13 protein-coding genes are annotated in these 13649 nt (G+C 67.6%); 8 read left to right on the top strand and 5 right to left on the bottom strand.

The genetic code is table 11. The features are described 5' to 3' along the window. Positions 1-38: 38 nt before the first annotated feature. The 4 genes from serA to AC07O0_RS22635 all read left to right on the top strand — a co-directional run bounded on the left by serA (position 39) and on the right by AC07O0_RS22635 (position 3554). Positions 39-1295 (top strand): phosphoglycerate dehydrogenase, encoded by a 1257-nt coding sequence (gene serA / locus AC07O0_RS22650; RefSeq protein WP_494625940.1) that lies wholly within the window; start codon positions 39-41, stop codon positions 1293-1295. Between the two features lie 295 nt (positions 1296-1590). Next, the gene (locus tag AC07O0_RS22645) at positions 1591-2223 is read left to right on the top strand and encodes a glutathione S-transferase family protein (RefSeq protein WP_494625939.1); all 633 of its coding nucleotides are present in this window, start codon (positions 1591-1593) and stop codon (positions 2221-2223) included. 28 nt (positions 2224-2251) lie between these two features. Then, complete coding sequence (locus tag AC07O0_RS22640; RefSeq protein WP_494625938.1) at positions 2252-3175, top strand: DMT family transporter; 924 nt, start codon at positions 2252-2254, stop codon at positions 3173-3175. Positions 3176-3236: 61 nt separating this feature from the next. After that, on the top strand, positions 3237-3554 hold the full coding sequence (locus AC07O0_RS22635; RefSeq protein ID WP_494625937.1) for a DMT family transporter: 318 nt from the start codon (positions 3237-3239) through the stop codon (positions 3552-3554). 4 nt (positions 3555-3558) lie between these two features. On the opposite strand, the gene AC07O0_RS22630 is transcribed toward AC07O0_RS22635, so the two are convergent. Both AC07O0_RS22630 and AC07O0_RS22625 read right to left on the bottom strand, forming a co-directional pair. After that, the gene (locus AC07O0_RS22630; protein ID WP_494625936.1) at positions 3559-4461 is read right to left on the bottom strand and encodes a LysR family transcriptional regulator; all 903 of its coding nucleotides are present in this window, start codon (positions 4459-4461) and stop codon (positions 3559-3561) included. Positions 4462-4486: 25 nt separating this feature from the next. Then, the gene (locus tag AC07O0_RS22625) at positions 4487-5458 is read right to left on the bottom strand and encodes a KpsF/GutQ family sugar-phosphate isomerase (protein WP_494625935.1); all 972 of its coding nucleotides are present in this window, start codon (positions 5456-5458) and stop codon (positions 4487-4489) included. Between the two features lie 148 nt (positions 5459-5606). On the opposite strand from AC07O0_RS22625, the gene AC07O0_RS22620 reads away from it, so the two are divergent. Beyond that, positions 5607-7163, top strand: coding sequence for an outer membrane beta-barrel protein (locus AC07O0_RS22620; RefSeq protein ID WP_494625934.1), 1557 nt, complete (start codon positions 5607-5609; stop codon positions 7161-7163). A gap of 127 nt (positions 7164-7290) precedes the next feature. On the opposite strand, the gene galU is transcribed toward AC07O0_RS22620, so the two are convergent. Continuing rightward, on the bottom strand, positions 7291-8169 hold the full coding sequence (galU, locus tag AC07O0_RS22615) for a UTP--glucose-1-phosphate uridylyltransferase GalU (RefSeq protein WP_494625933.1): 879 nt from the start codon (positions 8167-8169) through the stop codon (positions 7291-7293). Positions 8170-8490: 321 nt separating this feature from the next. On the opposite strand from galU, the gene galE reads away from it, so the two are divergent. The 3 genes from galE to AC07O0_RS22600 all read left to right on the top strand — a co-directional run bounded on the left by galE (position 8491) and on the right by AC07O0_RS22600 (position 12122). Continuing rightward, positions 8491-9480: a UDP-glucose 4-epimerase GalE gene (galE, locus tag AC07O0_RS22610; protein ID WP_494625932.1), complete on the top strand. Its 990-nt coding sequence runs from the start codon at positions 8491-8493 to the stop codon at positions 9478-9480. Positions 9481-9567: 87 nt separating this feature from the next. Continuing rightward, on the top strand, positions 9568-10803 hold the full coding sequence (locus AC07O0_RS22605) for a lytic murein transglycosylase (protein ID WP_494625931.1): 1236 nt from the start codon (positions 9568-9570) through the stop codon (positions 10801-10803). A 68-nt stretch (positions 10804-10871) separates the two neighbouring features. Then, positions 10872-12122: an SGNH/GDSL hydrolase family protein gene (locus AC07O0_RS22600; RefSeq protein ID WP_494625930.1), complete on the top strand. Its 1251-nt coding sequence runs from the start codon at positions 10872-10874 to the stop codon at positions 12120-12122. Between the two features lie 7 nt (positions 12123-12129). Here the strand turns inward: AC07O0_RS22600 and AC07O0_RS22595 are convergent, their stop codons facing one another. Next, positions 12130-13284 (bottom strand): winged helix-turn-helix domain-containing protein, encoded by a 1155-nt coding sequence (locus AC07O0_RS22595; protein WP_494625929.1) that lies wholly within the window; start codon positions 13282-13284, stop codon positions 12130-12132. An 85-nt stretch (positions 13285-13369) separates the two neighbouring features. Next, positions 13370-13645, bottom strand: a complete 276-nt coding sequence (locus AC07O0_RS22590) for a hypothetical protein (protein WP_494625928.1) — start codon at positions 13643-13645, stop codon at positions 13370-13372. Positions 13646-13649 lie beyond the last annotated feature (4 nt).

The following is a 13649-nucleotide window of genomic DNA, read 5'->3' as shown; positions in this document are numbered from 1 at the left end:
CAGGCGAGCGGGCGCATCGCTGGACCGTCGAGCGCGCCATGAACCTCCCCACCGACCGGCTTTCCTTCCCGAAGGACCGCCTCCGTGTCCTCCTGCTCGAGGGGATCAACGATTCCGCCGTCGCCGCCTTGCAGCAGGCCGGCTACACCAATCTGACCCGCCTGCCGAAGGCGCTCGACGAAGCCCAGCTGATCGAGGCGATCGAGAAGACGCATATCCTCGGGATCCGCTCGCGCACCCAGCTCACCGAGCCGGTATTCGCCGCCGCCAAGCGCCTCTTCGCCGTCGGCTGCTTCTCGGTCGGCACCAACCAGGTCGATCTCGACGCCGCCCGCCTGCGCGGCGTCCCGGTCTTCAACGCGCCCTTCTCCAACACCCGCAGCGTCGCCGAACTGACCATCGGCGAGATCGTCATGCTGCTGCGCCGCATTCCCGACCGCTCGCGCTCGGCGCATGAAGGCGGCTGGGACAAGTCGGCCAATGGCTCGTTCGAGGTCCGCGGCAAGGTGCTCGGCATCGTCGGCTACGGCAATATCGGCAGCCAGCTCTCCAACATCGCCGAGGCGATGGGCATGCGCGTGATCTATTACGATCACACCGACCGCCTGCGCCACGGCAATACCGAGCCGGTCGAGAGCCTGAAGGCCCTGCTCGCCAATAGCGACGTCGTCTCGCTGCATGTGCCGGAGACGCCGGCCACGCACAACATGATCGGCAAGGCCGAGATCGCGGCGATGAAGCAGGGCGCCTATCTGATCAACAACTCGCGCGGCACGGTGGTCGATCTCGATGCCCTCGCCGAAGCGCTGCGCAGCGGCGCGCTTGCCGGCGCCGCTGTCGACGTCTTCCCGAAGGAGCCGGCCTCCAACAGCGAGCGCTTCGTCACCCCGCTCCAGGGCCTGCCCAACGTCATCCTGACCCCGCATATCGGCGGCTCGACGGAAGAGGCGCAGGAGCGCATCGGCGCCGAGGTGGCGCGCAAGCTGGTCGATTATTCCGATGTCGGCTCGACCGTCGGCGCGGTCAATTTCCCGCAGGTACAGTTGCCAGCGCGCCCGGCCGGCACCCGCTTCATCCAGGTCCAGCGCAATGCGCCCGGCATGCTGCGCCGCCTCAATGACGTCTTCGCCAGCCGCAACATCAACATCGCCGCCCAGAATTTTCAGACCGACGGCGAGATCGGCTATGTCGTGATGGAGGCCGATCCGGTCGGCGAGGTCGCGCGCGAGATCATCGAGGAGATCCGGGCGCTGGACGGCACCATCCGCGCCCGCCTGCTCTACGAGCGCGGCTGAGCTCCCAGTTCGCCACTTGAGGCGTCGCGCACCGATCAAGGGTGCGGGAAACCCTTCTCCCGAGTGGGAGAAGGGCAGGGATGAGGGCCTGCCCTCGCCACAGAAGGCGCAGCGGCACCGCCTCGCCTCAACAATCAGCGGCGGTCCCTCACCCCTGCCCCTCTCCCATCCGGGAGAGGGGTTCTGGCATGTCTCACGCGCTGTGCAATTTCGCATTTTTCTGAAGCCGTATCACACATCGTGATGCGCCATCGCACAAGATATCTCGTCGGCATCCAAACTTCGGAGCAAGCCGATGACCCCGATCGACCTCTACACCTACCAGACCCCGAACGGTTACAAGGCCTCGATCATGCTCGAGGAAACTGGGCTGCCCTATGTCGTCAATCTCATCGACATCGAGGCGGGCGACCAGCACCGGCCGAGCTTCCTGGCGCTCAACCCGAACAACAAGATCCCGGTCATCGTCGATCACGACCATGACCGGACCATCTTCGAATCCGGCGCGATCCTGCTCTACCTCGCCGAGCGCTCCGGCGTGCTCCAGCCCAACGGCGCCCAAGCGCTGAACAAGACGCTGCAGTGGAGCTTCTTCCAGGCGGCACATGTCGGGCCGATGATCGGCCAGCTCTGGCACTTCAAGGTCTTCGCCAAGGAGAAGCTGCCTTATGCGATCGAGCGCTATGAGCGCGAGACCGCCCGCATCCTGCGTGTCCTCGACGGCGAATTGGCCCTGCGGCCCTATCTGGTCGAAGCCAGCTACGGCATCGCCGACATCATGGTCTGGCCCTGGATCGACGCCCTGCCCAAGCTCGGCGTGAGCCTCTCCGACACCCCTCACCTCAAGCGCTGGCACGAGACGATCGCAGCCCGCCCCGCCGTGCAGCGCGGCCTTGCCGTGCCGGCGCTCGCGCACGCCGACACCTGAACGCGCCGCTCCCGACAGGATTCTCATCATGGATACCCTCTTCATCCCCCTCTCCCTCGCCGCCGGCGGCCTGCTCGCGGTACAGGCCGGGGCCAATGCGCAATTGTCGAAGGCGACGGGGAGCCCCTTCGCCGCGACGACGATCCAGGTCGTCCTCGCCGCCCTCCTCTTGCTGATCGTCGCGATCGCCACCGGCACGGCCGCCGCGTTCGGCGGGCTGCGCGCCGTGCCCTGGTGGCACGCGGTCGGCGGCGTCGCGACGGCGCTCTATGTCGCCTCGACCATCCTGATCTTCCCGCGGCTCGGCGCGGTCGTCGCGGTCGGCCTGTTCATCGCCGGCCAGATGCTGGCTTCGCTCGGCCTCGACAGCTTCGGCCTGCTCGGCGTGCCCCAGCAGACGCCGAAACCGGCGACCCTGCTCGGCACGGCCGCCGTGCTCGTCGGCGTGGTCGCGATCGTCTTCGGCCAGAAGGGCGCGACCAAGGAACTCTCCGGCTCCAAGCTCGGCTGGATGCTGCTCGCCCTCGTAGCCGGTGCGGTTCTGCCGGTGCAGGGTGCGATCAACGGCCTGCTGCGGCAGGATCTCGGCGCGCCCTTCGTCGTCGGCACGATCAGCTTCGTGGTCGCGACCCTGTCGATGATCGCAGTGCTGCTGGTGACACTGCTGCTGATGGGTGGCGCGAAGCCGCAGCTTGGCGGCCTCAGGACCATGCCCTGGTGGGGCTGGATCGGCGCGGTCTGCGGCGCGACCTATGTCACCACCGTCTTCGTCGCAATCCCGGCCATCGGCACCGCCGCGACCGTCGGCCTGACCGTCGCCGGCCAGCAGATCGTCTCGCTCTTCGTTGATCGTTACGGCTGGTTCCGTCTGCCCCAGCGCGAGATCTCGCCTCTGCGCTTCGCCGGCGTCCTCGTCCTGCTGCTCGGCGTCGCCGCGATCAAGCTCTTCTGAACCTCCGCCTTCTGACGGCGCCGATCCGGCGCCGTCCTCGCCATTCTCAAGGAGACACCCCATGTCCTGGTTGCTGCTCACCGGAGCCGGGCTGCTCGAGATCGTCTGGGCGATCGCGCTGAAACAGGCCGGCGGCTTCACCCGTTTCTGGCCGAGCCTGATCGGCATCGTCTCGGCGATCGTCAGCTTCGTCATGCTGTCGCTGGCGCTGAAGCAATTGCCGGTCGGGACCGCCTATGCGGTCTGGGTCGGCATCGGCGCGCTCGGCGTCGCCCTCGCCGGCATCCTCACCCTCGGCGAGAGCGCCTCGCCCATGCGCCTCGGCCTGCTCGCGCTGATCCTGATCGGCGTGATCGGCCTCAAGCTGGTCGAGGCCTGAGCACTCAATCGGAAGGCACGCCCTCGCCTTCCAGCAAGGCGCGGCGCTTCCGGAAGGCGCCATAGGCGAACTCGGTGAAGGCGCGGACGCGGGCGGCGGCGCGTAAGTCCTCATGGGTCAGGATCCACAAGGCCGTCTCCATCTCGGGAAGCGGCCGGCGTACGCAAGTCAGGGCCGGCACGCTGTCGCCGAGATAACAAGGCAGCGCCACCAGCCCGAGACCTGCCACCGCCGCCTGCTGCATCGCCAGGAGTGAGTCGGCCCTCAGCACGATCTCGCTCTTCGGCAGCTTCGTCTGCATCCAGCGCGCCACCGAGGTCCCGCCGAGCGTGTCATCGGGCCCGACCCAGCGGTGCTCGGCGAGATCGGCGTGGTCGTGACGCGCGAGATAGGCTGGCGCGGCGTAGATCGCGAAGGCGATCTTGCCGACCCGGCGCCCGACCAGCGTCGCTGGGGGATTGTCGGCGGTGCGCAAGGCGACATCGGCATCGCGCTTGGTCAGGTTGAACATCAGGTTGGAGACGGCGACCTCGAGGGCGATGCCGGGATGGGCTTCGCCGAACTCCGCGAGGATCTCCGGCAGGATCGAACCCATCAGCGTGTCGGGCGCGGTGATCCGGAGCGTACCGGAAAGGCGCAGGTCCTGACCGGCGATCCTGCGTTCGAGCTCGGTGACGGTGCCGGAGATGCTCCGCGCCGCCGCGACGAGCTCCTCGCCGCCGGCCGTGAGCACATAGCCGGTCGGCAGGCGCTCGAAGAGGCGTAAGGCCAGCTGTTGCTCGAAGGCCGCGATGCGGCGGAGCACAGTCGAATGATTGACGCGCAATTCGCGCGCCGCGCCGGCAAGCGAGCCAGCCTCGGCGACCGCGAGAACATAGCGCAGGTCATCCCATTCGAGCGCGGCCATGGGCCTCCTCGCCAGCTGTTAGGGATCAGGCGACGCCGAGTGCCAGGAGATCGTGGACATGGACGAGGCCGACGGGCCTGTCATCGGCATCGGCGACGATCAGGGCGGTGACGCGCAACCGGTTGACCATCTCCAGTGCCTCGGCGGTCAGCGCATCCGGCGCGATCTTGCGCGGATCCCTTGTCATGACGTCGCGCGCCAGCCGTCCGCCCCAGCCGCTGCCCAGCTTGCGGCGCAGATCGCCATCGGTGACGACGCCGGTGAGCTTGCCGTCGGCATCGACGACGACGGCGCAGCCGAAGCCCTTGGCGGTGATCATCGCGACGACATCGGCCATCGCCGCGGTCTCGCCGACGACCGGCAGGTGCTCGCCGGAATGCATGATGGTCGCGACGGTCTTGAGCTGCGCCCCGAGCTTGCCGCCGGGATGGTAGACGTAGAAGTCCTGGCGCGAGAAGCCGCGCGCTTCCAAAAGGGCGACGGCGAGCGCATCGCCGAGCGCCATCTGCATCGTCGTCGAGGTCGTCGGCGCGAGCCCGTTCGGGCAGGCTTCTTCGGCCTTGGGCAGGACGAGCGGGATATCGGCCTCACGGCCGAGCGCGCTGTCGCGATTGGCCGTGATGGCGATCAGGCCGACGCGGAAACGGCGAGTATAGCCGACGATGGCCGAAAGCTCGACCGCTTCGCCCGACCAGGACAAAGCGATGACGACGTCCTCGGGCTGGACCATGCCGAGATCGCCATGACTGGCCTCGGCCGGATGGACAAAATGCGAGGGCGTGCCGGTCGAGGCGAGCGTCGCCGCGATCTTGCGGCCGACATGGCCGGATTTGCCCATGCCGGTGACGATGACCCGGCCCGAGGAGGCGCGGATCATCTCGACGGCGGCGGCGAAGGGTTCGGCGAGGCCGTTGCCGATCGCCTGGTGCAAGGCGTCGAGCCCGGCGCGCTCGGTGGCGATGGTACGGAGGGCGGAAGCGCTGATGGTCGCGGTCATGGAGCGCGCCTCTAGCATGCCTGACGCTGCGCTGGCCACCGCGGGAGCTGCGTTGACGCAGCATTAACCCTCTTCGTTCTAACTCCGTTAACCATGCGCGCCTTCCCGGCGCGCAAAGCCTTTGCCTCGCCGGAGCAGCGTCCGCCTCGTGTCCCGTTTCGCCCAGATCTGCTGGCTGGCCGGCGTCGCAGGCTGCTGCGGCGTCGCCGGGCTGACGGCGTGGCCGGAGCAGGCATGGGCGCAGACGCAGCCGATCGACATGCCGGCGCGTACCCGCACGCCAGCCTTGCGAACCGGCACGCCCGATTACGTCGCTCAGAGGCAGAATCCGGCCCCTGGCAATGCGTCGGCGCTGCCGGACGCCGCTGGCGACCCCATCGCCCCGCCTCCCGCCCGCTCCAGCGCGATCTCACGTACGCAGCCGGCCCGCGCCAGCCAGCCGATCCAGTCCTCGCGCCTGCGCGGCGTCACCCAGCGTCAGTTCAGGGCGCCGCAGCCGACGGTGTCGAACCTGCCGCCGGAACTGCCACCGCCGCCTCAGCAGCGCCGGCGCAAGCTGCCGGAGGAAGACCCTTACGCACCGCTCGGCCTGCGTCTCGGCAACGTCGTGCTGCGGCCGGCGATCACCGGTTCGGTCGGCTATGACAGCAATCCTTCGCGCGTCTCGGGAGCAAGCAAGGGCTCGCTGTTCAGCCGCACCGAGGGCGAGCTCGGCATCCAGTCCGACTGGAACGTGCACGAGCTCACCGGCATGCTGCGCGGCGGGTACAGCCGCTATTATCGCGACGACAGCGCCTCGCGTCCGGACGCGGAAGGCAACATGTCCTTGCGCCTCGATGCGACGCGCGACACCCGCATCCTGCTCGAATCGCGTTTGCGCCTCGACACGCAGCGCCCGGGTTCGCCCGATCTCACCGCCGCCGTGCAGGGGCGGCCGATCACCTGGGCCTATGGCGCCGCGGCCGGCATCACCCACGACATCAATCGCCTGCAGTTCACCCTGCGCGGCTCGGTCGACCGGCAGGACTATGAGGATGCCGAGCTCAGCAATGGTCGCAAGCTCAGCCAGGCCGATCGCAACCAGACCCAGTACGGCCTGCGCCTGCGCGCCGCCTATGAGGTGACGCCCGGCTTCAAGCCCTTCGTCCAGGCCGAGATCGACACGCGCCAGTTCGACGAGAAGGTCGATTCCAGCGGCTATATGCGCTCCTCCGACGGCTATACCGCGCGGGTCGGCTCGACCTTCGAGATCAGCCGCATGCTCACCGGCGAGGTCTCGGCCGGCTATCAGGACCGCAAATACGAGGATGGGCGGCTGCGGAACCTGCGCGGCTTCGTCGGCGACGCCGCGATCCTGTGGACGCCGACGCCGCTGACCACGGTCACGCTGCGCGGCACCTCCGAGCTCGGCGACACCACCATCGCCGGCTCGAGCGGTACCACAGCCCGGCGCGTCAATCTCGAAGTGGCGCATGCCCTGCGCCGCAACCTCATCGTCACCGGCTTCGCCAGCTATGGCCGCACCGAATATGATGGCCAGGACCTGCGCGAGGACCTGTCGACCGTCGGCGCGCGGATCGAATACAAGCTGACCCGGACCTTCTCGGTCCGCGCCAGCTTCACGCATGAGCGCCTGAACTCGACCAATCCCGGCTCGGACTACACCGCGAATATCGCGCAGGTCGGGTTGCGGGTGCAGTTCTGAGGGCCGCAGCCGTCATGCTCGGGCTTGACCCGAGCATCTCCTGAACATTGGGCTTGCTCCAGAGAGCCTCTTCCGGCCTGAGATTCCCGGGTCTGCGCTTCGCTTCGCCCGGGAATGACGCGGGACCTTACCGTTTCAGCAACCGCTCGATCTCGCCGCGCAATTGCGGGCCGAGATCGCCGCGCTCCAGCGCATAGGCGACATTGGCGGAGAGGAAGCCGATCTTCGAGCCGGTGTCGTAGATGTCGCCGTCGAAGCGCACTGCGAAGAATTTCTCCTGCTGCGCCAGCGCGATCATCGAATCGGTCAGCTGGATTTCGCCGCCAGCGCCCTTCTCCTGCTTGGCGAGCAGGTCGAAGATCGTCGGCTGCAGGATGTAGCGGCCGGTGATGTGCAGGTTCGACGGCGCCGTGCCCTTCGGCGGCTTCTCGACCATCTTGCTGATCTGCGAGACCTTGGCCTTGGCATCATGCACGCCGACGATGCCATATTGATGGGTCTGGTCTTCCGGCACCGGCGCGACGGCGATGTGATTGCCGCCATGCTCCTCATAGGCCGCGATCATCTCGGCGAGGCAGCCCTCGCCCTTGCCGTGATGCAGCATGTCGGGCAGCAGCAGCGCGAAAGGCTCGTCGCCGATGATGTCGCGCGCGCACCAGACGGCGTGGCCGAGGCCGAGCGGCGCCTGCTGGCGGGTGAAGCTCGCCGTGCCCGCCGCCGGCAGATCGTGCTTCAGCGCCTCGAGCTCCTTCACCTTGCCGCGCTTGGCCAGCGTGTCGTCGAGTTCGTAGGCCATGTCGAAATGGTCCTCGATCACGGCCTTGTTCCGGCCGGTGACGAAGACGAAATGCTCGATCCCGGCGGCGCGCGCCTCGTCGACCACGTGCTGGACCACCGGCCGGTCGACGATGGTCAGCATCTCCTTCGGGACTGCCTTGGTGGCGGGCAGGAAGCGGGTGCCGAGACCAGCGACGGGAAAGACCGCCTTGCGGATTTTCTTGATCATGCGCGTCCATCTCGCGCGCTTGCAGCGCGCGCCTGCTGAGGTCAGAGGGCTTAGGGAGAGCCGGCTTTGCCCCATTCATGCCGGCCGGTTCAGGCTGGCCGGTGATTTTGGCGAAAGCCGGGCCGGCCCAATTCTTGAATACCAGTCGCGCCTTGCCGACACGTCAATGCTTTTGCACTAGCCTGCCGGATTTGGGGCCCTCCCCGGCAGCACCGCACGGCTTCCTCGGAACCGTGCCCGAGAATAGCCATGTCGCGCCGACAGGCTGGTTCGAACTGTCGTGATTCCGGTTTATGCCGGTCACGTGACGAGGAGACGAAGATGGCAATTCTGGTTTCGGGCGGTGCCGGCTATATCGGCAGCCACATGGTCCTCGAGCTGCTTGACCGCGGCGAGAAGGTCGTCGTGCTCGACGATCTTTCGACCGGCTTCTGGTGGGCGGTACCGCAGGAAGCGACGCTGGTACGCGGCGACATGGGCGACCAGGCCCTGGTCGAGCGCACCATCGCCGAGCATGGCATCACCGAAATCGCCCATTTCGCCGCGAAGATCGTGGTGCCGGATTCAGTGTCGGATCCCCTCGGCTACTACCACAACAACACGGTCAAGACGCGGGCGCTGCTGGAAAGCGCCGTGCGCGGCGGCGTCAAGCACGTGATCTTCTCCTCGACGGCCGCCGTCTATGGCGAGCCGCCGGTCTCCCCGGTGCCGGAGGAGATCGCGCTCAACCCGATCAATCCCTATGGCCGCTCCAAGCTGATGAGCGAATGGATGCTCGGCGACGTCGCCCGCGCCCACGGCCTCACCTACGTCGCGCTGCGCTATTTCAACGTCGCCGGCGCCGACCCCAGGGGCCGATCCGGCCAGTCCAGCACCAATGCCACCCATCTGATCAAGGTCGCGAGCCAGGCGGCACTCGGCCAGCGCGCCGGGCTCGACATCTTCGGCACCGACTATGCGACGCCGGACGGCACCTGCGTGCGCGACTATATCCACGTCACCGACCTCGCCCGCGCCCATCTGGCGGCGCTCGACCATCTGCGCTCCGGCGGCCCGAACCTGACGCTCAACTGCGGCTATGGCCGCGGCTATTCGGTCAAGGAAGTTGTCGAGGTGGTGAAAGAGGTCTCCGGCGTCGATTTCCCGGTCCGGCTCTCGCCGCGCCGCGCCGGCGACCCGGCCGCGCTCGTCGCCAAGGCCGACCGCATCCGCGCCGAGCTCGGCTGGCAGCCGGAGCATGACGATCTCACTGAGATCGTGACGCAAGCGCTCGCCTGGGAGGAGAGCCTGCGCAAGCGCAACGCCAGCTAGTACAGGATTTGGCGCAGCGTTAACCCATGGTTAACCTCGCTCGGGCGCTGTGGTGGAAAGACCAGCGCCCGAGCCAGAGGAGCAACCATGCGCCCCGTCACCGTTCTCGCCTTCGCTGCGGCGCTCGGCCTCGGGCCGACGCTCGCGCAGACGACGGGTTCGATCAATCCGGCGCGGGCGCAGACACCCAAGCCCGAAGCGCGCCCGGCCGCGCCGGGCTTCGATGGCTTCCTGAAGACGCTCTGGCCGATGGCGCAGGCGCGCGGCATCTCGCGCAAGACCTTCGACCTGGCCTTCCAGGGCGTGACGCCCGACCCCTCCATCGTCGCGCTGACGCACAAGCAGTCGGAATTCGTCGCGCCGATCTGGAGCTATCTCAACAGCGCCGTCGGCGGCGGCCGCATTTCACGCGGCCGCGAGATGCTGGAGGCCCATGCGAGCGTGCTGGCGCAGGCTGAATCGCGCTATGGCGTGCCCAAGGAGATCATCCTCGGCATCTGGGGGATGGAGACCAATTACGGCTCGTTCAAAGGCGACAAGGACGTGATCCGCTCGCTCGCAACGCTGGCGAACATCCGCTATCGCGGCGACTTCTTCCGTGACGAGCTCCTGACCGCGCTGGAGCTGATCGAGAAGGGCCATGTCGAGCGCAGCGAGCTGCGCGGCTCCTGGGCCGGCGCCATGGGCCATACCCAGTTCATGCCGTCGAGCTACATGAAATATGCGGTCGACCAGACCGGCGACGGCCATGCCGACATCTGGACCTCGACAAGCGACGCCATCGCCTCGACCGCCAATTACCTCAAGGGCTATGGCTGGACCCCCGGCCTGCCCTGGGGCATCGAGGTCGTGGTGCCCGAGGGCTTCGACCACAATCTGTATCGCGCCAGCTTCTCCTCCTTCCGCTCCGCCGGAGTGCGCCGCGCCGATGGCGGCTCGCTGCCTTCTTCCGGCGAGGCCCGGCTGTTCTACCCCGCCGGCCATACCGGCCCGGCCATGCTGCTGACCGCTAATTTCGACGTCATCAAGAAATACAATTCCTCCGACGCCTATGCGCTCGCCGTCGGCCATCTCGGCGACCGGATCGCTGGTCGCCCCGCTTTGCAGGGCGACTGGCCGGTCAAGGCGCCGCGGCTCGACAAGGCAGGGATCACCGACGTCCAGCGCCGGCTGAAGGGTCTCGGCCTCTATAATCACGACGCCGATGGGCGCATCGGCACCGGCACGCGCGAGGCGGTCAGGCAGTACCAGCTGCGCGTCGGCATGCTCGCAGACGGCTATCCGACGCCGACGCTGCTGGCGCGGATGAAGGCGCCCCGCTGACGAACAGGGTGATCCGCCCTATATTGGTCGGCGGCGCCTCCTCCTGACTGGCGCCGATCGAGAGCACGATGCGCCCGCGTTCGCTCTTCATGGTTCTGGCCTCGGCCCTGCTCGTGCTCGCCACCGGCGGGCCGGTCTCGATCGCCCAGAACCCGGTGCCGCCAGGTCGGATACCGCAAGCGCCGCCGCCGCAGGGCCGTAGCCTGTTCAACATGTTCTGGCAGATTCCGGAGCGGCCGACCGTGCAGCCACGGCAACAGCCGCGCCAGCGCGTCGCGCCAGTCCAGCGCCGAGCCCCGACCCGCGTCGTCGTCCGGGACGATCCGGTCATCCCCAAGGTCGACGTCAATCACCACGTGCTGGTCATCGGCGACACTTTGGCCGGGCAGATCGCCGAAGGGCTGGAGGACAGCCTCGAGGATCGCGCCGATGTCGCTGTGGTCAACAAGGCCAAGGCCGATAGCGGCCTGGTCCGGACCGATTTCTACGACTGGCCGAAAGCGGCTGGCGAGCTGCTGGCGGCCGACCCCAAGGTCATGGTCGGCGTCGTCATCCTCGGGCCGAACGACCGCCAGGTGATCCGCGAGGGCGAAGTCACGCATGAGCCGCTGAGCGAGCGCTGGCTCCAGCTCTACAAGGCGCGGATCGAGGCGGTCGCCTCGGCCTTCGGCGCCAGACGCGTGCCGCTGATCTGGGTGGGAGCGCCGCCGATGCAGAATCCCCGTCTATCGGCTGACCTGATCACGCTGAACGACCTCTTCCGCAAGAGTGTGGAAGCGGGCGGCGGTCAGTTCGTCGACCTCTGGGGTGCCTATGTCGATGGCGAGAACCGCTACACCGCGACCGGGCCGGATGTGAGCGGACAGATCGCCAAGCTCCGACTCGGCGACGGCGTCCATTTCACCAAGGCCGGCGCCCGCAAGGCGGCACATTTCATCGACGTCGGCATTCGCCGCCTGCTGGAGGGCGCGCCGACGCAAAACGTTATCGCGCTGCCGACCTCCCCGGAGACTGGCGCCCCGGTCACGCCCGAACTGCAGCCGGGTGGCGTCGAGCGCCTGATCGACCGCATGGTCAGTGGCCTACCCGCCGATCTCGGGCTGATCCCGGTCGTTCCACAAAGGCCGCTCGCCGGCCCGATCCTGCCGCTGACAGGCGCCATGCCCGGTAGTGGCGACGCTGCGCTGATCACCTCGGTCCAGGAGGCGCGCGGCCGCGGCGACGTCGCGGCAGGGCTCGACCGCGTCTTCGGCCAAGGCATCGCACCCGAACCGCGCCCCGGCCGCGCCGACGATTTCCGCTGGCCCCGACTGAACTGAACCGCCGTCAGCCGAGCTGAAACCGCTCGAAGCGCTGCATCTCCTCGTCGACCTGCCGCTTCAGCTCGAGCGACGGCTCGGGCTCCAACCAGGTCCATTGCTGCACCAGAAGCTTGCGCGCCGCCCGGTCGGTCTTGAGGTCGGCGACGGCAACGATGCGGTCGCCCGCCAGCACCGGCAGGCCGAAATAGCCGAAAACGCGCTTCTCCTTCGGCAGATAGGCCTCGAAGACATGGTCGTAGCCGAAGAACAGCTTCAGCCGCTTGCGCTGGATGATCAGCGGATCGAAGGGCGACAGGATGTGAACCAAGCTGTCATCGGCCGGCTCGGATGGCTCCAGGGCCTCCGGTGTCGCCCAATGCGGCGTCTTGTCTGCACTTCCGATCGCAACCGGCACCAGTTCCTTGCGCCGCACGCGGCCTGCAATGAGCTCGGCGATCGCCTTCTTGCTGGGCGCATCGAGATGGCAGATCGAATCAAGGCTGACGATGCCCTGCGCCCGCAGGGCGCGGTCGAGCTTGTAGGCCGCGACCTGGCGCTCCGACGCCGGTGCCGGCTGCTTCTCCCAACCGAAATGCCGGTCGAGCAGCTCATAGGTCTTGAGCATGCCCGAGCGGGCGGAGATCACGAGCTCGCCGTCGTAGAAAGCGCGTTCGAGCAGGCCCTTGGACGGCTTCTTGCTCGCCCAGAGATGCGTCTTCTCGACCAGCACGTCGGTGTCGATGTCACGGATGGTGAGCGCCCCGTCCTTGCGGATGCGGCGCAGCAGCTTGCGTGTCTCCTCGCGACCGCCGACCGAAGCCCAGCGCTTCGGCTCGGCGCGATGCGCCTTCATCGCCGGCAGGAAATAGCGGAGGTCGGCGGTGGGGACATAGGACAGCGCATGCGTCCAGTACTCGAACACCGACTTGTCCAGCGACTGCGACTGCGCGAGGTCGTCGCGGCGATAGTCCGGAATCCGGCTGAAGAGGATGTGGTGGTGGCAGCGTTCGATCACGTTGATCGTGTCGATCTGGACGTAGCCGAGCTGAGCCACGGCTGCGGTCGTCGCTTCCGGGCCGCCGCCGAAGGGTTCACGCGTGTCGAGCCTCTGGGCCTTGAGCCAGATCCGGCGCGCTGCCGCCTTGTCGAGTATCGGGATTTTCCGCGGTCGCGTCGCCATGAGAACAAGCTAGCGACGGCATCGCCAAAGGTTAAGGCACGCAGCCGCCACCTGCTGACACATCATGGCGGTGGTCTTCACTGGCTCAGCCTGCGTCGGACAGCGCCCGTGCCAGCGCCTCCGGCGTCAGCTCCGCCAACCCCATCTGGACCTTGAAGGCCCTGGTCTTCTCGCCGGGCTTCATCACCAGGATGACCGTTTCGGTGCCGGGGCAGGCGGGATCGGCGCAAAGGATCTCGTTGACCGCGATCACGGCATTGTCCGGCAGGTCGAGTATCTCCCGCACCTGCCGCTTGGCCTGCGCCGCGGCATCGGCCCCGGCGGCATCGCGCTTGTCCTTGCCGAACAGGCCGAAGCGCATCGAG

Source organism: Allobosea sp. GW821-FHT10B12 (assembly GCF_059415545.1).
Note: the sequence above shows the minus strand (reverse complement) of the source record. Positions and strands in the feature narration are given on the sequence as shown.

Coding starts and splice junctions, on each gene's coding strand:
- AC07O0_RS22590 (WP_494625928.1), bottom strand. CDS start 13,645: ATGCGCTTCGGCCTGTTCGGCAAGGACAAGCGCGATGCCGCCGGGGCC.
- AC07O0_RS22605 (WP_494625931.1), top strand. CDS start 9,568: ATGCGCCCCGTCACCGTTCTCGCCTTCGCTGCGGCGCTCGGCCTCGGG.
- AC07O0_RS22640 (WP_494625938.1), top strand. CDS start 2,252: ATGGATACCCTCTTCATCCCCCTCTCCCTCGCCGCCGGCGGCCTGCTC.
- serA (WP_494625940.1), top strand. CDS start 39: ATGAACCTCCCCACCGACCGGCTTTCCTTCCCGAAGGACCGCCTCCGT.
- AC07O0_RS22635 (WP_494625937.1), top strand. CDS start 3,237: ATGTCCTGGTTGCTGCTCACCGGAGCCGGGCTGCTCGAGATCGTCTGG.
- galU (WP_494625933.1), bottom strand. CDS start 8,169: ATGATCAAGAAAATCCGCAAGGCGGTCTTTCCCGTCGCTGGTCTCGGC.
- galE (WP_494625932.1), top strand. CDS start 8,491: ATGGCAATTCTGGTTTCGGGCGGTGCCGGCTATATCGGCAGCCACATG.
- AC07O0_RS22645 (WP_494625939.1), top strand. CDS start 1,591: ATGACCCCGATCGACCTCTACACCTACCAGACCCCGAACGGTTACAAG.
- AC07O0_RS22595 (WP_494625929.1), bottom strand. CDS start 13,284: ATGGCGACGCGACCGCGGAAAATCCCGATACTCGACAAGGCGGCAGCG.
- AC07O0_RS22625 (WP_494625935.1), bottom strand. CDS start 5,458: ATGACCGCGACCATCAGCGCTTCCGCCCTCCGTACCATCGCCACCGAG.
- AC07O0_RS22630 (WP_494625936.1), bottom strand. CDS start 4,461: ATGGCCGCGCTCGAATGGGATGACCTGCGCTATGTTCTCGCGGTCGCC.
- AC07O0_RS22600 (WP_494625930.1), top strand. CDS start 10,872: ATGCGCCCGCGTTCGCTCTTCATGGTTCTGGCCTCGGCCCTGCTCGTG.